Source organism: Halolamina pelagica (genome assembly GCF_900115675.1).
Lineage (GTDB): Archaea > Halobacteriota > Halobacteria > Halobacteriales > Haloferacaceae > Halolamina > Halolamina pelagica.
The window spans coordinates 328,199-347,207 of record NZ_FOXI01000002.1 but is presented as its reverse complement, the minus strand read 5'-3'; the positions used below and the strand labels follow the sequence as shown (position 1 = coordinate 347,207).

Annotated in this window: 23 protein-coding genes; 11 read left to right on the top strand and 12 right to left on the bottom strand. The window is 70.4% G+C overall.

Annotation, left to right across the window (positions count from 1 at the left end; all coding sequences use genetic code 11):
• The first annotated feature begins 52 nt into the window (after positions 1-52).
• Complete coding sequence (locus BMZ83_RS04440; protein ID WP_074876040.1) at positions 53-1,033, top strand: hypothetical protein; 981 nt, start codon at positions 53-55, stop codon at positions 1,031-1,033.
• Positions 1,033-1,314, top strand: coding sequence for a hypothetical protein (locus tag BMZ83_RS04435; RefSeq protein WP_074876038.1), 282 nt, complete (start codon positions 1,033-1,035; stop codon positions 1,312-1,314). The genes BMZ83_RS04440 and BMZ83_RS04435 overlap by 1 nt, the downstream gene beginning before the upstream one ends.
• 24 nt (positions 1,315-1,338) lie before the next feature.
• On the opposite strand, the gene tpiA is transcribed toward BMZ83_RS04435, so the two are convergent.
• The 3 genes from tpiA to BMZ83_RS04420 form a co-directional block, all read right to left on the bottom strand.
• Positions 1,339-1,983: a triose-phosphate isomerase gene (gene tpiA, locus BMZ83_RS04430; protein ID WP_074876036.1), complete on the bottom strand. Its 645-nt coding sequence runs from the start codon at positions 1,981-1,983 to the stop codon at positions 1,339-1,341.
• 60 nt (positions 1,984-2,043) lie between these two features.
• On the bottom strand, positions 2,044-2,568 hold the full coding sequence (locus BMZ83_RS04425; RefSeq protein ID WP_074876034.1) for a multiprotein bridging factor aMBF1: 525 nt from the start codon (positions 2,566-2,568) through the stop codon (positions 2,044-2,046).
• 68 nt (positions 2,569-2,636) lie between these two features.
• Positions 2,637-3,248 (bottom strand): class I SAM-dependent methyltransferase, encoded by a 612-nt coding sequence (locus tag BMZ83_RS04420; RefSeq protein WP_206674347.1) that lies wholly within the window; start codon positions 3,246-3,248, stop codon positions 2,637-2,639.
• Positions 3,249-3,373: 125 nt separating this feature from the next.
• Between BMZ83_RS04420 and BMZ83_RS04415 the strand changes: the two genes are divergently transcribed.
• Positions 3,374-4,351, top strand: coding sequence for a sensor histidine kinase (locus BMZ83_RS04415; RefSeq protein WP_074876032.1), 978 nt, complete (start codon positions 3,374-3,376; stop codon positions 4,349-4,351).
• On the opposite strand, the gene BMZ83_RS04410 is transcribed toward BMZ83_RS04415, so the two are convergent.
• Complete coding sequence (locus BMZ83_RS04410) at positions 4,348-4,716, bottom strand: winged helix-turn-helix transcriptional regulator (protein ID WP_074876029.1); 369 nt, start codon at positions 4,714-4,716, stop codon at positions 4,348-4,350. The two genes, BMZ83_RS04415 and BMZ83_RS04410, sit on opposite strands and share 4 nt — an antisense overlap.
• A gap of 284 nt (positions 4,717-5,000) precedes the next feature.
• Between BMZ83_RS04410 and BMZ83_RS04405 the strand changes: the two genes are divergently transcribed.
• Positions 5,001-6,659 carry a GTPBP1 family GTP-binding protein gene (locus tag BMZ83_RS04405; protein WP_074876027.1) on the top strand — a complete coding sequence of 553 codons (1,659 nt, stop codon included), beginning with the start codon at positions 5,001-5,003 and terminating at the stop codon, positions 6,657-6,659.
• A 45-nt stretch (positions 6,660-6,704) separates the two neighbouring features.
• Positions 6,705-7,106, top strand: coding sequence for a hypothetical protein (locus BMZ83_RS04400; RefSeq protein ID WP_074876025.1), 402 nt, complete (start codon positions 6,705-6,707; stop codon positions 7,104-7,106).
• Here the strand turns inward: BMZ83_RS04400 and BMZ83_RS04395 are convergent.
• From BMZ83_RS04395 to BMZ83_RS04385, 3 genes are read right to left on the bottom strand one after another with little or no spacing between them, the layout of a single operon-like run.
• Positions 7,103-7,609: a hypothetical protein gene (locus BMZ83_RS04395; RefSeq protein WP_074876016.1), complete on the bottom strand. Its 507-nt coding sequence runs from the start codon at positions 7,607-7,609 to the stop codon at positions 7,103-7,105. The genes BMZ83_RS04400 and BMZ83_RS04395 overlap by 4 nt on opposite strands.
• Before the next feature lie 3 nt (positions 7,610-7,612).
• Positions 7,613-8,548, bottom strand: coding sequence for a methenyltetrahydromethanopterin cyclohydrolase (gene mch / locus BMZ83_RS04390; protein ID WP_074876014.1), 936 nt, complete (start codon positions 8,546-8,548; stop codon positions 7,613-7,615).
• A gap of 51 nt (positions 8,549-8,599) precedes the next feature.
• Complete coding sequence (locus tag BMZ83_RS04385) at positions 8,600-8,911, bottom strand: thiamine-binding protein (protein WP_074876012.1); 312 nt, start codon at positions 8,909-8,911, stop codon at positions 8,600-8,602.
• A 113-nt stretch (positions 8,912-9,024) separates the two neighbouring features.
• Between BMZ83_RS04385 and BMZ83_RS04380 the strand changes: the two genes are divergently transcribed.
• Positions 9,025-10,200: a pyridoxal-phosphate-dependent aminotransferase family protein gene (locus tag BMZ83_RS04380; protein ID WP_074876010.1), complete on the top strand. Its 1,176-nt coding sequence runs from the start codon at positions 9,025-9,027 to the stop codon at positions 10,198-10,200.
• A gap of 66 nt (positions 10,201-10,266) precedes the next feature.
• Here BMZ83_RS04380 and trxA read toward each other — a convergent pair whose 3' ends face one another.
• A complete protein-coding gene (trxA, locus tag BMZ83_RS04375) occupies positions 10,267-10,623 on the bottom strand; it encodes a thioredoxin (protein ID WP_074876008.1) in 357 nt (118 codons plus the stop codon).
• 245 nt (positions 10,624-10,868) lie between these two features.
• Here trxA and BMZ83_RS04370 point away from each other — a divergent pair, with 245 nt between their 5' ends.
• The gene (locus tag BMZ83_RS04370) at positions 10,869-11,087 is read left to right on the top strand and encodes a YgaP-like transmembrane domain (RefSeq protein WP_074876006.1); all 219 of its coding nucleotides are present in this window, start codon (positions 10,869-10,871) and stop codon (positions 11,085-11,087) included.
• A gap of 59 nt (positions 11,088-11,146) precedes the next feature.
• On the opposite strand, the gene BMZ83_RS04365 is transcribed toward BMZ83_RS04370, so the two are convergent.
• Complete coding sequence (locus tag BMZ83_RS04365; RefSeq protein ID WP_074876003.1) at positions 11,147-12,271, bottom strand: MBL fold metallo-hydrolase; 1,125 nt, start codon at positions 12,269-12,271, stop codon at positions 11,147-11,149.
• A 219-nt stretch (positions 12,272-12,490) separates the two neighbouring features.
• A complete protein-coding gene (gene serB, locus BMZ83_RS04360; RefSeq protein WP_074876001.1) occupies positions 12,491-13,129 on the bottom strand; it encodes a phosphoserine phosphatase SerB in 639 nt (212 codons plus the stop codon).
• A gap of 164 nt (positions 13,130-13,293) precedes the next feature.
• Between serB and serA the strand changes: the two genes are divergently transcribed.
• The 3 genes from serA to BMZ83_RS04345 all read left to right on the top strand — a co-directional run bounded on the left by serA (position 13,294) and on the right by BMZ83_RS04345 (position 16,958).
• A complete protein-coding gene (gene serA, locus BMZ83_RS04355) occupies positions 13,294-14,868 on the top strand; it encodes a phosphoglycerate dehydrogenase (RefSeq protein ID WP_074876000.1) in 1,575 nt (524 codons plus the stop codon).
• Positions 14,869-14,958: 90 nt separating this feature from the next.
• On the top strand, positions 14,959-15,450 hold the full coding sequence (locus BMZ83_RS04350; protein WP_074875998.1) for a molybdopterin-dependent oxidoreductase: 492 nt from the start codon (positions 14,959-14,961) through the stop codon (positions 15,448-15,450).
• Positions 15,451-15,563: 113 nt separating this feature from the next.
• Positions 15,564-16,958, top strand: a complete 1,395-nt coding sequence (locus BMZ83_RS04345; RefSeq protein WP_074875996.1) for a M20/M25/M40 family metallo-hydrolase — start codon at positions 15,564-15,566, stop codon at positions 16,956-16,958.
• On the opposite strand, the gene BMZ83_RS04340 is transcribed toward BMZ83_RS04345, so the two are convergent.
• Both BMZ83_RS04340 and BMZ83_RS04335 read right to left on the bottom strand, forming a co-directional pair.
• Entirely contained in the window at positions 16,955-17,503 is a 549-nt protein-coding gene (locus BMZ83_RS04340; RefSeq protein WP_074875994.1) for a hypothetical protein, read from the bottom strand. The genes BMZ83_RS04345 and BMZ83_RS04340 overlap by 4 nt on opposite strands.
• 122 nt (positions 17,504-17,625) lie before the next feature.
• Positions 17,626-17,862: a hypothetical protein gene (locus tag BMZ83_RS04335; RefSeq protein ID WP_074875992.1), complete on the bottom strand. Its 237-nt coding sequence runs from the start codon at positions 17,860-17,862 to the stop codon at positions 17,626-17,628.
• A 177-nt stretch (positions 17,863-18,039) separates the two neighbouring features.
• Between BMZ83_RS04335 and BMZ83_RS04330 the strand changes: the two genes are divergently transcribed.
• Complete coding sequence (locus BMZ83_RS04330) at positions 18,040-18,996, top strand: calcium/sodium antiporter (protein ID WP_074875990.1); 957 nt, start codon at positions 18,040-18,042, stop codon at positions 18,994-18,996.
• Positions 18,997-19,009: the final 13 nt, after the last annotated feature.

The window sequence follows — 19,009 nt, the reverse complement described above, 5'->3', positions numbered from 1 at the left end:
TCACGGCCGTTCGCCCGGCGCCACAACCGGGGCGACGGCGACGCCACCACCCATGACCGACGACACCGACCACGACGACCACGGCGACGACGCCGTCTCGCTCCCGCTCATCGACTCCTTCGCGGCGCTCGAAGCGGAGATCGACGCGAAGGCCGACCGCATCGAGCGCCTCGAGGCCGAACTCGATCGGCGCTATCTCGACCCCGACGGGGAAGCGACGGATCCCGACGGGGCGGACGAATCCGGCGAGACGGACCCGCGGTCGCCCGGGGACTGGGAGCCGGCGACCGACCCGCTCCGGGACGCCGGAGCTGCCACGCCCGACGGCGATCGGGACGGGGTGACGCCGTCCCTCGAGTCGACGGCCACCGTCGACGACTCCGGGCTCGCACCCGTCCGGACGGCCTCCTCGGGGAACCGAACCCCCCAGAAGAACCGGGAGCCGACGGCCCGGGAGCCGGCAGCCGAGAACGACGAACCATCCGGCGTGACGATGGAGGCCGGCTCGGACTTGACGGGTGGCTCGCTCGGGAGCACCACCGACGCCCGCTCCGCCCGCGTCGAGACGGCCGAAAGGGGAGAAGCGACAGGTGGGACGGCCGAATCGGGCGCCGATAGGGACGACTCGGCCACTGGGACAGCACTACCGGACCCGACCGCCGACCGTGGTGAACGGCTCAGCCGTCTCGTCCGGCGCGCCGAGCGCCGGGACGAAGAGGAGGTGATCGACGCGTTCGTCGACGGGATCGAGGCGCTGGACGGCGTGACTCGAGCGATGTTGGCCCACTACCGCGAGGCCGGCGACGCGGCGCCAGTCGACGCCCACGTCGCCGCCGGTGGCTCGGGCGAGCGACAGTACGCCTACGCGCGCAACCGCACCCTGCGGAAGGCGGGCGTGATCGAACACGAGGGCGCCGGGCGGTACCGGTACGCGCTGCCCGACCTCGTTGCGGAAGCGTTCGACGGCAACGCCGACGGCCGGACCGTCGGGGACGCCGTCGACGCCATCGAGGCCGCGGCCGACCTCGAGTGATGCGCGCGCTCCCAGAGACCGGGCAGGGTCGTTGGCGACTCGACCGCCACGCCCGCCTCGTCGTGTACGAGGCCGACGCCGGCGACGAACTGGTGACGGTGTACGACTGCGGCGCCGCCCAGAAACCGCCCGCTGCGCAGTTCATCGGGAACCTCGTCCGGGTGCGTCCCCCCCACGAGATCGAACACACGCCGACTGGATATATCGTCACGCTCCGGGAGGGCGGGACGCTAGTCGAGCAGGGCGAGGATCACTACGTGATCGAAGAACGCGAGGAGTGAGACGGTCCGATACCGGCTAGCAGTTCAGAGCGGAGCGACGAGGTCCCGTAGCACCGCCTCGGGGTCGTCGGCCAGCGCGACGCCCGAGGCGAGGAGGACGCCGTCGGCGCCGAGGTCCCGCGCGGCCGCCACGTCCTCGCCGGTCGCGATCCCGGCGCCACAGAACACCTCGACGCCGTCATCGACTTCCGCGGCGGCGTCGACCGCGTCGCGCACGATGTCCGGATCCGCCGTGGCGACCGACTCGTCGCCGCCGATGAGCTCCGGGGGTTCGACGGCGACGGCGTCGGGGTCGAGCGCCGTCACGGCGGCGATCTGATCGGGGTTGTTCGCACAGACGACCGTCTCCAGGCTCGCCTCCCCGGCGGCGTCGAGCCCGGCGTCGATGTCCGCGAGTTTCAGGCGTTTCTCGGAGTGGTTCAGCAGCGTCCCGACCGCGCCCGCGCGCTCGACGGCGGCGGCGTGGGTGCTGCCGGTGTGGCTGCCGTGATCGACGGGGCTCACGTGCTGGGCCCACGTCTCGACACCCGTCGCCGCGACGGCGCCGAGGCGCGCGGCCTGGGGGGCGACCGCGATGCGGGCACCGGTGTCGTCGGCCACATCCGCGGCGGTCTCAGCGACGCTGACGGGATCACAGTCGTACGCTTTGAGGTTGACGAGGATGAACACGTCGGAAGGCCGTGCCCCGATCAGCAAATAGGTAGGCGGTTCTCCGCGACCCGAGGGTCGTTACTCGCCCTTGCGCTCGACCACGTCGCCGAGGGTCTGACTCATCGAGGAGTCGGTCTCCCAGTCGGCGGTGTCGTCGTCGGAGCCTTCGGAGAGCGAGACGCCGAGGCGCTTCTCGAGTTTGCCGCGCACGTCGTCGCTCGGGAGGATGTCGCCGCGTTCGAGCTTGCTGATCAGGGAGGCCTTCTCGTTGAGTTCCTTCGCGAGGTCTTCGCGGCTCAGCCCCTCGCGCTCGCGGGCGCTCCGGATCTGCTCGTCGTAGTCGCCGGCGATCTCGTCCATCTGGTCGAACATGTCGCGACGGCGGCCGCCGCCGCCCCCGCCGCCGGTGCTGGTTCCGCCGCTCGACGACGACGAACTCTCGTCGGAGGAGGTGGAGTACTTCGTCGAGGTGGTCGAACTCGACTCGGTTTTGACCTCCGTCCCGAAATCCTTGCAGTCGTCGCAGAGTTCGAGTTCCGCGCCCTCGACTTTCGTCGTGGTGAGCGAGGACTTCTCCGCGCCGCACATCTCACACTGGGCCATACGCGACGTACCGGGTCTGGCAGTAAAAAGGAACCGGCAGCGCCGGCACGGGTCGACGCGTCGGCGGGTCAGGTCCCGAGCCGACACCGCAGGAACGGCCACTCGTCGTCGTCCACCTCGCTCTCGACGCCGTAGCGGTCAACGACCGTGAGCCCGGCGTCCGCCAACAACTGCTCGGTCTCGGAAAGCGGCGGGAACGACCAGGCCATCCGCTCGCCGGTGTCGAGCCAGTCGTCGTTCGTGCCGGCCCAGTCGTCGCCGATGCTGAACAGGAACTCCCCGCCCGGCGCCAGCACCCGTGCGACCTCGGCGTAGCAGTCAGCGTGGGCCCCGATCGGCAGGTGGATCACCGAGTAGAAGGCGGTGACGGCGTCGAAGCTGTCGGCCGCGAACGGCAGCGCCGTCAGCTCCCCCGCGACGAGGTCGGCCTCGACGCGGTCGCGGGCGAGCCGGAGCTGTTCGGACGAGAAGTCGAGCCCGACCGCGCGCTCGGCGGGGAGGAACTGGAGCGGCCCCGCGCCGGCGCCACAGCCGAGATCCAGCACCCGCGGCCGCGCCGGAAGCGACTCGCGCAGGGCGACGAGCCCCTCGTTGTCCCCGGGCGCGTTCGTTCGCTGGTCGTCGTAGGTCGCCGCCATGGCGTCGTAGCCCGCGCGGACCGTCGATCGGCGTTCGTCCACGGCGTCGGCGTGGACACCGCGGCGTGAAACGTGTTCCGAACCCACGTGAACACGCCGCACGGTTCGGTTATCAGATCACGGATTCAGAGCGAGCGTTTATTCAGGACGGGCGCAAACACACCCGTGTGACGCGGACTCACGAGTCGTCGCTCGCCGACCGTCGCGTTCTCGTTCTCGGGAACGGCGACAGAGCGGCGGCGCTCGTGCGCACGCTCGCGGCCGACGGCGTCGACGCGACGCGGGCCGCATCAGCACCCGAGGCGCTCGCCACGCTCGATGCGGTGGCGGTCGACCTGTTGGTCGTCGTCGACGGCGGCGATTGGGGCCCCCGCGACGTGTTCGGGGCCGCCGCGCGCCGGGGACACCAACTCCCGGGGGTGTTCGTGGGATCGAAAACCCGCCAGCTCCCGCCGGGCGTCGAACAGGCGCCCGCGGGCGCCGAGGCGGCCGCGTCGGTGATCCGACAGCGGCTGCTCGCGGCGACGGCCACGGCGGCGGAGCCCGCGGTCGAACACGACCCGCTGGCGTCCTACGGCGAGACCGTCTCCCACGAGCTCCGGAACCACCTCAGTGCGGCCCGACTCGCGGTCGACTCGCTCGAGGGGCCGACGGTCGAGCAATTGCGGAACGCGCTGGATCGGCTCGAGGGACTGGCCGACGAGGCCGAAGCCATCGCCGCCGGCGAGGTCGACGATCCCGAACCGGTTCCGCTCGATACGGCCGGCGAGGACGCCGCGTCTCGCGTCCGGGCCCCCGACGCGTCGATCCACGTCGACGCCGACGGGAGCGTACGGGGCGAGCCGGAGCTGGTGACGCTACTCCTCGAGAACCTGATCCGCAACAGCGTCGAGCACGGCACCACGGACGGCGGGACCGACGCCGGCGCGGGCGTGACCGTCCGCGTGATCGACACCGACGCCGGGTTCGCCGTCGTCGACGACGGCCCGGGGTTCGGCGGCGGCGACCCGTTCGCGTGGGGCTACTCCACCGACGGCGGGCAGGGCGCGGGGCTCGGCATCGTCCGGCGGATCGCCGACGCCCACGGCTGGGAGATCGGAGCGACCACCGACGGCGGCGCGCGCGTCGAGGTCAGGACCGACTAGTCGTCTGTCGCGGCCTGACAGCTCTCCATCCACTCGTTGGCCCACGACTCGATCTCGTCGAAGACGGGCGCCAGCGACTCGCCTTTCCCGGTCAGCGAGTAGTAGGTCGCGACCGGCGTGTCCTCCTCGAGGCGGCGTTCGACGAACCCCGACTCCTGTAGGTCGTCGAGCACGCGCGAGAGCGTGCGGGCGTTGGCCTCGGTCGACCGCTTGAGCTCGTTGAACCGTTTCTCCCCGTCCGTCAGGTCGTGGAGCACGACGAGCCGCCACTGGGAACCGATCTGTTCGACGGCGTCGACGACCGGACAGACGTCGTCGGCCTGACTCTCCAAGGCCGCCCCGGCTTCCTCGATATCGGTGGACATCTGTTACCCGGTTGTACGCCGACAGCAATAACGGCTTCCCCTGGGGAAGACACTCGCCGGTCGGCGCACCTCCCGGCTCGTTCGGTCCTCCGGCCTCGGCGGCGACGCGCTCGTCGCGTCCGTCGAGCCGTTCGCAGCGCGTCGAACCCGCGTCGGTTCTGCCACCCCCACCGCGGGTTGCCACTCTCGGTTCCGTCGGCGTCGATGCCGTGCGACACCGGCCCGTGGCATGGTGAGACACGACACGAAAAGGCATATATCGTCCGCGGCGCCTACCCCGCCTCATGAGCGCAGACCGGGCCCCGCTCCGGCGGGCCCTGGAGCGCGGCGAGGAGGAGGGTGGCCCGATCGAGTTCAAGACGCGGCTCACCCGCGACACCCACCTCGCGGACGGTCGGATGGAGTCGCTGGCCGCCCAACTCCGCCACCGCGTGCTCTCTGGCGACGGTGAGGCGACGTACGTCGTCGGCGTCGACGACGACGGCGCGATCGCGGGGATCTCCCCCGAGGCGTTCTCGGAGTCGATGGACGTGCTCTCCCTGCTGGCCGAGGAGGCCGACGCCCACATCGAGGACGTGGAGACGTGGGGCATCGAGGAGCAGAGCTCCTCTGGCAACCAGGTAGAACCTGGTGATGTGGGCGACCAGGACGGCCTCGTCGGCGTCGCCACGCTCCGTGAGGGCGCGATGCTCGACCGGGAGGACGACGACGAACACGTCGTCGTCGGCACCGCGGGCCACGTCGATCACGGGAAGTCCACGCTCGTCGGCACGCTCGTCACCGGCGAGCGCGACGACGGCCAGGGCGGCACGCGGTCGTTCCTCGACGTGCAGCCCCACGAGGTCGAGCGGGGGCTCTCCGCGGACCTCTCCTACGCCGTCTACGGTTTCGACGACGAGGACGCCCCGGTCCGGATGGACAACCCCGACCGCAAGAGCGACCGCGCTCGCGTGGTCCGGGAGGCCGACCGGCTCGTCAGCTTCGTCGACACCGTCGGCCACGAGCCGTGGCTCCGCACCACGATCCGCGGGATCGTCGGGCAGAAACTCGACTACGGCCTGCTCGCGGTCGCGGCCGACGACGGGCCGACCAAGACGACCCGGGAACACCTCGGCATCCTGCTCGCGACCGAACTGCCGACGATGGTCGCGATCACCAAGGTCGACGCCGTGGGCGACGAGCGCGTGGAGGTAGTCGAGGACGAGGTCGAGGCGATGCTCCGCGAGGTCGGCGAGACGCCCCTCCCCGTCGCGCGCCACGGCGTCGACGCCGCGATCGAGGAGATCGGCACCACGGTCCCGATACTCCGGACGAGCGCGGTCTCGGGCGCGGGGCTCGACGACCTCGACACGCTGTTCGAGGCGCTGCCCAAGCGCGAGTCCGACGCCGACGCGCCGTTCCGGATGTACGTCGACCGCTCCTACAGCGTCACCGGGGTCGGCGCCGTCGCCTCCGGGACGGTCAACGCGGGCACGGTCGAGGCCGGCGACGAGCTCCTGCTCGGTCCGATGGCCGACGGGAGCTTCCGGGAGGTCGAGGCGCGCTCGATCGAGATGCACTACCACCGCGTCGATCAGGCCAGCGCGGGCCAGATCGTGGGGATCGCGCTGAAGGGCGTCGAGGAGTCGGAGATCGAGCGCGGGATGGCGCTGGTCCCTCGCGACGCCGACCCGCAGCCGGTGCGCGAGTTCGAGGCCGAGGTGGTCGTGCTGAACCACCCGACCAAGATCGGCGAGGGGTACGAGCCGGTCGTCCACCTCGAGACCCTGAGCGAGGCCGCGATCTTCACGCCGGAGGGCGGGCACCTGCTCCCGGGTGACAACGGCCGGACCACGATCCGGTTCAAGTTCCACCCCTACCTGGTCGAGGCGGGCCAGCGGTTCGTCTTCCGCGAGGGCCGGAGCAAGGGCGTCGGGACTGTCAGGTCGATCGAGACGGAGTGAGGCGAGCCCGAACGCTTTTCGCGCCGGCCGGTAACCTCCGAAGCGATGGAGCCGACCGCGAAGCGACGGCTGGCGCTGTTCGGCGGCGGCGTCCTGCTCACCGCGGGCGCGACTGCGATCGTCCAGCTCCTCCTGGACGGGAGGGGGGTCGTCGACGCCGAACCGTACGCCGTCGTCGTCGGCCTGGGCGTCGGCATGCCCCTGCTCCTGGCTGGCGCGTACCCGGCACTCTCGCGCGTCGATCGGCTCCGGACGCGAGCGCTCCTGGCGCTGGGCGAGAGCGGTATCGGCACCGCGATGGGTGTCGGCACTGTCGCGCTGCTGCTCACGCTCGATGTGGCGTCGATGCTCACGGTCGGCAGCGGCGCAGCCGCGACGTACCTGGGCGGGACCGCGGCCCGCGCGCTCGTGCTCGGGCGGGAGGCGGTCGACGGGGACCCGCGCTAGTCGGTCGCGATGTACCCGTCGTCAGCGCGGTCGGCGAGATCGAGCAGCACCAGCCAGTCGAGCAGTCGTTCCGTCCGTGCCTCCCAGTGGTCCACCCACGAGTTCCGGCGGTGGCGCTCCCAGCCCGGAACCGTCTCGCGCAGGCGATCGAACACGGTCCCGGCGGTGAGTGGTTCTTCCGCCTCCCGAAGCACCGCCAGGGTCTCCGGTGCCCCGAACACGCGCTCGCGGAACGACTCGCGCACGTTCCCCGGGGTCGGGTCGTGGTCGGTCCGCTTGAACCCGGCGTCGGTCTCCTCGGCCAGCTCCAGCGCGCGGAGGAACGTGAGCCACGACCGCGCCACGTCACGGCTCCCGTAGCCCTCGCGGCGCATCAGGCGGGCACAGCAGTCGTTCTCGGTGCCCGGGACCAGCGGCACCGCCGACTGCGCGGCGGCGACGGCGTCGAAGACGGTCCGGTCCTCGAGGTCCGCGGGCAGTTCGGGGAGCGGCTTGAGCCGCATGCCTCAGAAGCCGAAGCTCTCCGCGAGGAGCGTCTCGTTCCGCTCGCCGAAGCGGTAGGTCGGCCCGTCGACCACGTCGACGGTGACGGCGGCGGGGCCGAACACCGACTCAGGCAGCGCTTCGAAGTCCCAGTCGTGGGCGGCGAAGATCTCGGCGAAGGGTTCGCCGAACTCCTCGCCGGCGGTCGAGATGATGGCCTCGAACGCGTCCTCGTCGTCGCGGGCGACGGTGAGGTGGACCTCGCCGCCGTAGGCCAGCGCGTCGTTGGTGCGGGCCATCGCCTCGCTCTCGTCGTAGCCCACCGGGGCGACCGGCGCGCTCCCGGAGACCGAGAGCACGTCGTCGGGGTCGTACCCGGCCTCGAACAGCTGCCAGACAGCCGACTCGGGTGCGCGTGCGCCGGCGGCGACGGAACCGGAGATCGAGCCCAGCGCGAACGTCGGCAGGAACACGCCGCTCTCCTCGACGCCCGCGAGGTCGGCGACGTGGCTCGCGACCCGCTCGTCGGGGAGGTCGATGCTCTCGACCGCGAGGACGGTCAGGTCGAACTCGTCGTAGTAGCCCACCGCCTCGAACTCGGTCTCCTGCCCGACCAGCGCGCGGGCCGGGCCGGAGCCGAGCCCGTCGTAGAACTCGAAGTCCAGTTCCCAGCCCGCCTTCTGCGAGCAGAGCAGGGCGACGCCGGGGTGGTCGGTCGACAGTTCGACGTGCGGGACGGGCGCGCCGTCGACCCGGCCGGTCCGGGTCGTGATCGTCGCCAGCCCCGCGGTCTGGATCTCAGCCAGCAGCACGCCCGCCTCGACGCCGCCGTCGACCTCGACGCCGAAGTCGAGCACGGTCGCGCCCGAGTCGAGTTCGTAGGGCGTGACGTTGAGCTCGTCGGCGAAGTCGAGCGCCTCGTCGACGAGCTCGACCGCCATCCGGTTGATACTCTCCATACGCGTACTCCCGCGTCCCCGCGTAAAGGGTTTTCAGTCCCGTGCTCGCGGTCAGGCGTCCTTTCGCGCTTCCCGGCCCAACTCGCGCTCGACCGACGCGACCTTCGACCCCGCGTCGGCGTCGCTGGTCCGCTTGTCGTCGATCTTGAGGAACGTGCTCACGCGGTCGCCGTCGACGGCCTCGTGGGCGGCCTGCGCGGCGGCGAACACCTCGTCGATCGTGTCGGCCTCGATGGTGGTCCCCATCGGCGTGGTCTCGTAGGACACGTCGAAGTCGTCGAGCGCCGCGACGGCCTTCGCGACTTCGGGGCTCATCGACTCGTCGGTCGCCGGTGCGACTGAGAGGAACGCGACGACGGTCATGCCCCACCGTACGGGGCGAGCGGTTTTTGCTCTATCGGCGCCCCGTCAGAGCCGTGTGCGATACACCACCACACGAACGAGGGGCTTAACACCACCGCGGCGGAGGCCCACACATGCGAGACGACTTCCTGCTGCTCAACCCGGGGCCGGTACCGATGAGCGAGGCGGCGCGCGAGGCCATGAGCGAGCCGATGGTCTCCCACCGCTCGGCCGCGTTCGAGGCGGTCTACGAGCGCGCACAGGACGGCCTCGAGTACGTGTTCGAGCGGTCGACGCTCGACGAGTCCGCCACCGCGAGCGGCGGCGAGGCGCTGATCCTGAACGGGACTGCGACGATGGGGATGGAGGCCGCGGTCGCGAACCTCGTCGACGAGGACGACGAACTCGTCGCGGTCGTGAACGGGAAGTTCGGCCGGCGGTTCAAGCGCATCGCCGAGCGCCACTGCGAGGTCACGCCCGTCGAGTTCGACTGGGGGGACCCGGTCGACCTCGACGCCGTCGCCGACGCGGTGAGCGACGGGACGGCGGTCGTGACGGTCGTCCACAACGAGACCAGTACCGGCCTCCTCAATCCCGTCGAGGAGATCGGCGAGATCGCCGACGACCACGACGCCCGGTTCGTCGTCGACGGCGTCACCTCGATCGGCGGCGACGAGTTCCGGATCGACGACTGGGGGGTCGACATCGCGGTCACGGACGGGCAGAAGGCACTCGCCGCGCCGCCGGGCGTCTCCGCGCTCTACGTCGCCGACGGCGTCGACGCTCGCATCGACGGTGAGTCGGCCCCGTTCTACGAGGATCTGGACTGGCACAGCCGGAAGGCGGACCAACACCAGACGCCCTTCACCAGCGCCGTCCCGCTGTTCCGCGGGCTCGCAGTCGCCGTCGAGGAGATCGAGGCCGAAGGGATGGCCGAGCGGATCGCTCGCCACCGTCGGCAGTCGACGGCGTTCCGGGAGGCGATGTGGGCGATGGGGCTCGACTCCTTCCCGGCGCTGAACGACGCGACCGACTACTCGAACACGCTGACCGCGATCGAACTCCCGGAGGGCGCCCGCGACGACGACAGCGGGGCGTTCTTCGACGCCGTGTCGGATCGGGGGGTCTCGATCTCGGGCGGGCAGGCCCACCTCGGCGGCGAGATCTTCCGGGTGAGCAACATGGGGACCATCACCGACGAGCAGCTGCTCCGCGGGATCCGGACGATCGGCGAGGCGTTCGAGGAGGTGGGCGTCGACGTGGCGACGACTACGGGCGTCGAAACGGCGGAAGAAGAGCTCGGCCGGTAGTCCATCCGGCCGCCGCTTACCGCGTCGAGCCGTCCCGGTGACGGCTCGCTGTTTCAGTACGGGCGATCAGTTCGCGTAGCGCTCGATCAGCGAGCGGAGCTGGTCCTCGCCCTGAACGCCGACGATCTCCTCGACCTGCTCGCCGTCGGCGAACAGGACGAGCGTGGGGACGCCGCGGACGCCGTAGGCGTTCGCGAGCATCTGGTTCGCATCGACGTCGACTTTCGCCACCGCGGCCTCGGTCTCCTCGGCCAGCGATTCGACGACCGGCTCGAGCATCTGACACGGGCCACACCAGTCCGCGTAGAAGTCCGCCAGCACCACGTCGTTCCCTGCGACGATCTGGTCCAGCGCCTCCTCCCCGTCCACGTAGATCGGTTCGTCGGTCGCAGCGGCGTGTCCGTCCGAAGGTTCGGTTGCCATCGGACGTACTACGCTCCCCTCCCGTTTATAGATTTGGACTCTTTGGGCAATACTGGCTCGTGGTGCACATAGCCGCGAAGAGCGTCGCCCCCCGACTCGGTCGGAGATAGCGGGAGATACCGCACCCATCGAGTGTCTGTTGTTCGCCCGTCGCGTAGCTTCCGGGGCTCCGTTCGGGAGGGGTTTTGAACTACCCACACAATACGGGCCGAACATTTATGCTCGAGTGCACGAAGAATCGAAGTATGGAGAAGAACGTCGGCGGATTCGACCGAACCGCTCGTCTCGTCGCCGGACCGCTACTGGCGCTGCTGGGGGTCGCGGCGCTGCTGGACGCGATTCCCGGCGGAACGATCGTCGGCGCCGTGTTGCTCGTCGTCGGCGTGGTGTTCACCGGGACCGGACTCACTCAGCGGTGTCTGATCCACCGCGTGTTCGGGTTCGACACGTTCTCGGGCCGGTAGAAGCGGCGAAACCGCTTCGAGCGACAGGGCGCGTCGCTCTCAGCAGCTGATCGGGCCGATCAGTTGGCTGCGCAGTTGTTGGGACCGAGTTCGAGCGACTCCACGTCGCCGCTCGGCTGCTCTTTGCCCCAGTTGATCTGCTTGATCTGGTTGTAGTTCGCGGGCTCGTCGGAGAGACTCTCGACGATGGTCTCGACGAACGATTCCTCGTCGCCGTCGGCGACGTAGCTCAGGAGTTCGTTCGTCGTCTCGGCGCGTAGCTCGCCGAGCTTCGTCGCGAGCGGTCGGACCTCCTCGTCGCTGAAGTGACCCGGGAGCACGACCGTGTCGTCCGGGAGCTCGGTCAGGCCCTCGAGGCTGTCGTACAGCTGGCTCGCCGCCTCGCGGACCGCCTCCTCCGAGCTGTCCTCCAGGTCGGGCCGGCCGACGCTCCGGAGGAACAGCGTGTCCCCCGAGAGCAGCGCGTCGCCGAACCGGAAGGAGACGCTGCCCGGCGTGTGGCCGGGGGTGAAGTGAACGTCCAGAGCGCGATCGCCGACGGGAACCGTGTCGCCGTCCGCGACCTCGGTCACGTCCTCGAGGTCGCCCGCGTCGTCGCCGTGGAGGTAGTAGGGAACGTCGAGTTCGCCGGCCAGTCGACGCGCGCCGGAGACGTGGTCGGCGTGGGCGTGCGTGTCGGCGACGCCGACGATCTCGAGATCGCGCTCGTCGGCCGCGTTCAGGTACCGATCGACGTACTGTGTCGGGTCGACGACGACGGCTTCGTCGCCGTCGTGGGCGAGATAGGAGATACAGCCGGTTCCGGGGCGGACGATCTGCACGACGCCGTCGGCGTCGTCGACCTCGTACTCGCGGTGGACGCGTCCCCAGCCGTTCATCCCGTCCGGGATGGATTTGGCGTCGTAGCCGTGGTCGCGGAGGAAATCCGCGGCCCGCGCGGACGTGACGCCCGCGGCGCAGACGACGGCGATCTCGGTGTCCTCGGGGAGGTCGTCGAGGTGGGACTCGAGGCCGGAGAAGTCGTGTGCCAGGAGTTCGTCGTACACCGGGAGGTTGGTGCTGCCCGGGATCTGCCACTCCTCGTAGTCCGACTCGTTCCGTACGTCGAGCAGGAACGGCTCCTCCGCGTCGTCCTCCGCGATGCGACGTGCGACCTCAGCAGCGTCGATATCGGTCTTGCTCATTACGTCCAATATTACGAACTGCCGAAGCCATAAACTTGTTGGCGGTGACGCCTGTTCCCCCTCGTTGCCGACATTTCGTGGCTCTACCTGCAAGCAAAATACACCTGATCACCGTCGGGCGATATCGACACCCGCGATTCGTTCACGATCCAGCCACAACCGATCGGTTTCGGTACTCGTTCTCCCCGGTGTGGCGTAGGCGCCCTCGGGTCCCGCTCCTCAGTCGAGCAGCCCCGTCCGCTCGAACAGTACCGCCAGCGCGTCCATCGTCGTCACCACGTCGTCGCAGTGGGGTTCCACGGCGTCCTTCGGCTCGAACCCGACGGCGTGACCCGCCGCCTGCAGCATCGGCAGGTCGTTCGCGCCGTCGCCGACCGCGACGGTGTTCGCCACGTCGACCCCGTACTCCTCATAGAGGTCCCGCAGCGCGTCGTCCTTGGTCCCCTCGATCAGCGGCCCCTCGACCTCGCCGGTGAGTTCCCCCTCGGCCGCCGGCAGGTCGTTCGCGACGATGCGGTCGACGCTCGCGCCGTCGCGCGTCAGCGCCGCCTCGACGCCGGGCGTGAACCCGCCCGTCAGGATCGCGGTGGTGTGGCCGGCGTCGTTCAGTCGCTCGATCACGTCGGCGGCGCCCGGGCGGAGCGTTGTCTCCTCGTAGGCCGCGGCGGCCTCGTGTTCGGGCAGTCCGGCGACCATCGCCGCGCGTTCCCGCAGGCTCTCGGCGTAGGAGATCTCCCCCCGCATCGCGCGGGCGGTGATCTCGCCGATCCCGTCGGCGACGCCGTGGCGCTCGCCCAGCGCGATCAGCATCTCGGAGTCCGAGAGCGTGCCGTCGAAGTCGAAGGCGACGAGGCTCATACCCTCCCTGTGGGCGCCGGGGTTATTCCTGTTGTGAAAGCGCACAGGACTGAACAGAACGAGAGGGTCTCCTCCACATACATCCACGATCGTGTCCAATATCGGGCGTGGGTCGGTACCACGGTGGAGAAAGCGTTAACCCCGGCGGGTTGCTCACTCCGCCCGTGCGAGTACTCGTTACGGATCCGATCGCCGACGCCGGGATCGAGCGGCTTCGAGGGGAGGGCCACGAGGTAGTTACGGCCTACGACGTCGCCGGGACGGCACTGCTGGACGCCGTCGGCGACGCCGACGCGTTGATCGTCCGCTCCGGCACCGACGTGAGCGAGGAACTGTTCGCGGCCGCGCCGAACCTCCAGATCGTCGGGCGCGCCGGCATCGGCGTCGACAACATCGACATCGACGCCGCCACCGACCACGGCGTGATCGTCGCGAACGCACCGGAGGGGAACGTCCGCGCGGCCGCCGAACACACCGTCGGGATGACGTTCGCCACCGCGCGCTCGATCCCGCAGGCCCACGGGCGCATGGTCGAGGGCGCCTGGGCGAAGGGGGAGTTCCTCGGCACCGAACTCGACGGCAAGACGCTGGGCATCGTCGGCCTCGGCCGCGTGGGGCAGGAGGCCGCCAAGCGGCTGGGTTCGCTGGGGATGGATCTCGTCGCGTACGACCCCTACATCAGCGAGGAGCGCGCCGAACAGATGGGCGCCGAACTGGTCGACCTGGACGAGTGTATCGACCGCGCCGACTTCCTCACGGTCCACGTCCCGCTGACCGACGAGACGGAGGGGCTGATCGGCGAGGAGGAGTTGGCGCGGATGGAGGACGGCTACGTGATCAACGTCGCCCGCGGGGGCGTCGTCGACGAGGCCGCGCTGGCCGACGCCGTCGAGGACGGCGTCGTCGCCGGCGCGGCGCTCGACGTCTTCGCCGACGAGCCCCTGCCGGAGGGCTCCCGACTGCGGGAGGTCGAGGACATCGTGCTCACGCCCCACCTCGGCGCCTCCACCGCGGAGGCACAGGAGCACGTCGCCGTCGCCACCGCCGAGCAGGTGCTCGCGGCGTTCGACGACGAACCGGTGATGAACGCGCTCAACGCGCCGTCGGTCGACGAGAGCGCGTTCCCGCGGATCGAACCGTACATCGGGCTCGCGGAGACCGCCGGCCGGGTGGCCGCTGGCCTGTTCGACGGCCGCATCGAGGAGATCGAGGTGTCCTACGCCGGCGAGATCGCCGAGGAGGACGTGGAACTGGTCACCGCCAGCGCGCTGCAGGGGGCCTTCGAACCGCTCGAGTGGCAGGTCAACGCGGTCAACGCGCCCCGGGTGGCCGAGGAGCGCGGCGTCGACGTGACCGAGACCAAGACCCGGAGCTCCGAGGACTTCCGGAGCCTGCTGACCGTGACCGTCGGCGACGGTACGGACGACCTCGCGGTGTCGGGCACCCTGTTCACCGGCGAGGAACCCCGACTGGTCTCGATCGACGGCTACCGCGTCGACGCGCTCCCCCACGGCCAGATGCTCGTCGCGCGCAACGAGGACGCACCGGGCGTGATCGGCCACATCGGGACCGTCCTCGGCGACCACGGCGTCAACATCGCGGGGATGTACAACGCCCGGGAGACCATCGGCGGCGAGGCGCTGACGGTGTACAGCCTCGACGACGTCGTGCCCGACTCGGCGATGGCGGAACTGACGGGCGACGGTCGGATCATCGACGTGACGCAGTTGTCGCTCTGACCGGTCCGGCGACAACCGTATCGCCCGGCAGAACCCCGCCCGTACTGGTTCGTGCCGGGATTCATGCGTCACTAGCCACAACCCCGACCGATGGCCGGACTCCCCAGCCACGACGTTCCGGAGGAGGTCACGACCGACGACTGGACGCTGACCGTTCGCGGGAGCGTCGGGCGTCCCCGGAGGTTCGACGCCGACGACCTCGCGGCGCTCCCGACGGCGTCGTTCACCGGCGACTTCGACTGCGAGGCCGGCTGGATCGCGAAAGGGCTCTCCTGGCGCGGCGTCCGTGTGGGCGACCTCCTAGACATGGTCGACCCGACCCCGGCGAGCCAGTTCGCGCTGGTCCACGCGATGGACGGCGACTACGCCTGTTCCTTCCGGCTCGACCGACTCGAGGACGCCGTGCTGGCGCTCGAACTCGACGGCGAACCGCTCCCGACGGCACACGGCGGCCCGGCGCGGCTCGTGCAGCCGGCCGACGCCGACTGCTGGGAGAGCGTCAAGTGGGTGGACACGATCGAACTGACGACCGAACCCCCCGACGACACCGCTCGCGAGATCGCGCTGGGCCGAGTCGAGTGAGCCAGTGCCGGCCCGGGGATCACCGCAGCGCGACCGTCGGTCGCCGGGTTCGATGGGGATTTACCCCGTGCCCCGTCACGAATACACATGCACACGACCCCGGGTGAGCGCCGATGAGCGAGGCCGCGAGGCAGTTCGTCGCCGACCACGAGGCCGAGCAGGTGGACGACCTCTTCGAACTCCTCTCCCAGCCCTCGATCAGCGCGACCGGCGAGGGCGTCGCCGACTGCGTGGACCTGGTCCAGGACCTCTGTCTGCAGTACGGGTTCGACGACGTGGTGCGCGTCGAGACGCCGGGACAGCCGGCCGTGATCGCCCGGGCCGAGGCTGACGCGGCGGCAGTTGACGAGGCGACTGCCGACGGCGGCGCCCCCACCACCTTCGTCTACGGCCACTACGACGTGCAGCCGGCCGACCCCGACGAGTGGACGACACCGCCGTTCGAGCCGACGGTCCGCGAGGGCCCGGACGGCCGCGAACGCATCCACGCCCGCGGCGCCGGCGACAACAAGGGCCAGTGGTTCGCCCACCTCTGTGCTGTCCGGGCGCTGCGGGAGACCACGGGCCTGCCGACCAACGTCACCCTCCTGCTCGAGGGCGAGGAGGAGAGCGGCAGCCCCAACCTCGACGGCGTCGTCCGGGAGTACGCCGACGTGCTCGGCGACGCCGACCTCGCGTACGTCGCCGACGGCCCCATCGACGAGTCGGGGCGCCCGCACGTCCTGATGGGCGCTCGCGGGATGCAGTACGTCCAAGTGGACGTAACGGGACCCAACCGCGACCTCCACTCCGGGAACTACGGCGGTCCGGTCCCGAACCCCGCGTGGGAACTGGTCCGGATCGTCGCCTCGCTCAAGGACGAGACCGGCCGCGTCGCCATCGACGGTTTCTACGACGACGTGCGACCGATCGAGCAGCAGGACCGCGAGGCGCTGGCGGCGATGCCGTTCGACGAGGCGGCGATCAAGGCCGACCTCGGCATCGACCGGTTCGCCGAGGGGCCGGGCGAGAGCTACCTGGAGAAACTGCTCTACTACCCGACCTGCAACATCTGCGGCTTCACTTCCGGCTACGGCGGCGAGGGAAGCAAGACCGTGCTGCCGTCGACGGCGACGCTGAAGATGGACATGCGCCTGGTCGCCGACCAGGACCCCGAGGCGATCTACGAGGCCTTCGAGGACCACGTCCACCGGCACGCCACCGGCGTCTGCGACGTGGAAGTCACGAAGATGGGACAGATGCACCCCCAGCGGACGCCGCTGGATCACCCGATCCGCGAGCCCGTAATGCAGGCCGTCGCGGCCGCGTGGCCGACCGAGCCGATCCTGAAGCCGACGCTCGGGGGCTCGCTCCCGACGGCGGTGTTCGAGCGGGAGTTGGGACTGCCCTGCGTGACGGTGCCCTACGCGAACGAGGACGAGAACAACCACTCGCCCGACGAGAACCTCGCGCTCGACTGCTTCCGGAGCGGCGTCCGGACGAGCGTCGAACTGTTCGACCGCGCTTAGAGCGAGAGCGCGTCGGCGACCGGGCGTTCCTCGGTCGCGATCACGACGCCGGCCTCCGTGCCCACCTCTGCGTCGCCGAAGCGCAGTACCCCGACGGCCGCGTCACCGTTGACACGCCCTTCGACCGCGGCTTCGGGATCGGTGACCGTCTCCGGCAGCACGAACCCGGTAGTGATGCGGACCAGCTCGTCTTCGGTGTCCGTGACGCTGAACCCGGTCGCGACGGCGGTCGGGGTGGTCTCGCCCACCTGGATCCCCACCTCGTCACCGATCGAGATCCGGGTGTAGGACTCCTGCCCCACCGCCGACTGGATCGACGCGAGCGGGCCGTCGTTCTCCACCCGACCCGCGCCGTCCTCGCGGGCGTCGATCAGCGACTCGAGCGCCGCCCGGTCCCGGCCGCCGTTGGCCGAGATGGCGATCCGGCCATCGGCGACGCCGACGAGGTACGAGTGCAGCGTGGCGTCGACGCGGTAGAACTCGTAGTCGCGGTAGGTGCTGTTGACGGATTCGGCGTCGAGCGCCTCCCGGGAGGCAGTGATCATCGTCGACTAATCGAACTCGGCCTCGACGCCGTACAGCGACGTGGTCCACCCGCCCGTGTAGTACACCGCGTCGAGTTCGCCGAACTCCATCGTCGGCACCGGCGGTTCGAGGAACGCGGCCATCAGGTCGTACGGTCGCCGAGCGCGTAACGGGTCTCGGCCAAGTCGACGGGCTCCATCGCCCACATCGACTCACCACCCGGTTCCGCGCCCGTGCCGTCGCGCTCTGGCGTCCACTCGCCGTAGACGGTCGCGTTCGCGTTCCCGCCGACGCCGCCGGAACAGCCGGCGATCCCGGCCAGTGCGGCGGCGCCGCCGACACGGAGGGCCTCACGTCGCGTCAGCGTCGTCCGGGTCATGCACGGCTGTTGGGCTGCGGCCGCTCAAAACCCTCCTTTCCGATCCGTCAACCTGCGAAAGTAACACGCTTTTCGCCGGGTGATCCGGCTCGCCAGTACCGATATACCGGTGGAAGGAGACAGCGCGCGTATGCCCAGCCCGCTGGAACCGTCCCCCGACATCCAGGAGTTCGACCGATGGACGGCACGCTGAGCCAGTTGGCCGTCGTCCTCGCGTCGGTCGTCGGCCTCGGGGTCGGCGCGCGACTGCTCGTCGACGCCGTCGTGCGCCTCGCTCGGCGGTTCGGGCTCTCGGAGCTCGTGATCGGGCTGACCGTCGTCGCCGCGGGCACGTCGACGCCGGAACTGGCCGTCTCACTCGACGCGGCGTTCAAGGGACTGGAGACCATCGCCGTCGCGAACGTCCTCGGCTCGAACGTCTACAACCTCGCGTTCGTCATGGGCGTTGTCGCGCTGATCCGCGTGATCCCGATCGACCGGTCGCTCCTGCACAGGGACGGGATCGCGCTGCTCGCCGGCACGGCAGCGGGCGGCGGGCTCCTCCTGGATCTCGCGCTGACTCGGCCGGAGGGGGTCGCGATGACCGGCCTGTCCGTGCTCTACACGCTGTATCTGCTCCAGTCGGGGCGGGACGGCCAGGCCGAGGCGGACCCCGACGCGGTCACGCGGGCGGTGACCGAACGGGTCTCGTTCCGCGGGCGCGACGCCGTGCTGCTCGTGGGCGGGCTGGCGCTGGTACTCGTGAGCGGCGACCTCATGGTTCGGGCCGCCTCGAACCTGGCCCGGGGTGCCGGCGTCTCGGAGTGGGTGATCGGCGGGACCGTCGTCGCCGCCGGCACGTCGACGCCGGAGCTCGCGGTCTCGCTGGTGGCCGTCCGACGCGGGAGCCTCGGCGTCTCGGTGGGGAACCTCGTCGGCAGCAACCTCTTCAACCTCCTCGTGGTGCTGGGGCTCGCCGCGACCATCAACCCGCTCTCGGTGAGCGCGGCCGCGCTCTCGACGCTCGCGTGGCTGGCGGCGATTACGGTGCTGGTCGTCGCCGCCCTCTGGACCGGGCGGAAGCTCTCGCGAGTCGAGGGCGGCCTGTTGGCCGGGTCGGAAGTCGTTCGGTGGGTGCTGGGACTGCTGAGCTGAGTCGGCCCGGTGG

What these genes read in the sequence shown, in the direction of transcription:
- BMZ83_RS04440 (WP_074876040.1), top strand. Translation starts at nt 53, where the DNA reads ATGACCGACGACACCGACCACGACGACCACGGCGACGACGCCGTCTCG.
- BMZ83_RS04435 (WP_074876038.1), top strand. Translation starts at nt 1,033, where the DNA reads ATGCGCGCGCTCCCAGAGACCGGGCAGGGTCGTTGGCGACTCGACCGC.
- BMZ83_RS04425 (WP_074876034.1), bottom strand. Translation starts at nt 2,568, where the DNA reads ATGGCCCAGTGTGAGATGTGCGGCGCGGAGAAGTCCTCGCTCACCACG.
- BMZ83_RS04410 (WP_074876029.1), bottom strand. Translation starts at nt 4,716, where the DNA reads ATGTCCACCGATATCGAGGAAGCCGGGGCGGCCTTGGAGAGTCAGGCC.
- BMZ83_RS04405 (WP_074876027.1), top strand. Translation starts at nt 5,001, where the DNA reads ATGAGCGCAGACCGGGCCCCGCTCCGGCGGGCCCTGGAGCGCGGCGAG.
- BMZ83_RS04400 (WP_074876025.1), top strand. Translation starts at nt 6,705, where the DNA reads ATGGAGCCGACCGCGAAGCGACGGCTGGCGCTGTTCGGCGGCGGCGTC.
- BMZ83_RS04395 (WP_074876016.1), bottom strand. Translation starts at nt 7,609, where the DNA reads ATGCGGCTCAAGCCGCTCCCCGAACTGCCCGCGGACCTCGAGGACCGG.
- mch (WP_074876014.1), bottom strand. Translation starts at nt 8,548, where the DNA reads ATGGAGAGTATCAACCGGATGGCGGTCGAGCTCGTCGACGAGGCGCTC.
- BMZ83_RS04385 (WP_074876012.1), bottom strand. Translation starts at nt 8,911, where the DNA reads ATGACCGTCGTCGCGTTCCTCTCAGTCGCACCGGCGACCGACGAGTCG.
- BMZ83_RS04380 (WP_074876010.1), top strand. Translation starts at nt 9,025, where the DNA reads ATGCGAGACGACTTCCTGCTGCTCAACCCGGGGCCGGTACCGATGAGC.
- trxA (WP_074876008.1), bottom strand. Translation starts at nt 10,623, where the DNA reads ATGGCAACCGAACCTTCGGACGGACACGCCGCTGCGACCGACGAACCG.
- BMZ83_RS04370 (WP_074876006.1), top strand. Translation starts at nt 10,869, where the DNA reads ATGGAGAAGAACGTCGGCGGATTCGACCGAACCGCTCGTCTCGTCGCC.
- BMZ83_RS04365 (WP_074876003.1), bottom strand. Translation starts at nt 12,271, where the DNA reads ATGAGCAAGACCGATATCGACGCTGCTGAGGTCGCACGTCGCATCGCG.
- serB (WP_074876001.1), bottom strand. Translation starts at nt 13,129, where the DNA reads ATGAGCCTCGTCGCCTTCGACTTCGACGGCACGCTCTCGGACTCCGAG.
- BMZ83_RS04350 (WP_074875998.1), top strand. Translation starts at nt 14,959, where the DNA reads ATGGCCGGACTCCCCAGCCACGACGTTCCGGAGGAGGTCACGACCGAC.
- BMZ83_RS04345 (WP_074875996.1), top strand. Translation starts at nt 15,564, where the DNA reads ATGAGCGAGGCCGCGAGGCAGTTCGTCGCCGACCACGAGGCCGAGCAG.
- BMZ83_RS04340 (WP_074875994.1), bottom strand. Translation starts at nt 17,503, where the DNA reads ATGATCACTGCCTCCCGGGAGGCGCTCGACGCCGAATCCGTCAACAGC.
- BMZ83_RS04335 (WP_074875992.1), bottom strand. Translation starts at nt 17,862, where the DNA reads ATGACCCGGACGACGCTGACGCGACGTGAGGCCCTCCGTGTCGGCGGC.
- BMZ83_RS04330 (WP_074875990.1), top strand. Translation starts at nt 18,040, where the DNA reads ATGGACGGCACGCTGAGCCAGTTGGCCGTCGTCCTCGCGTCGGTCGTC.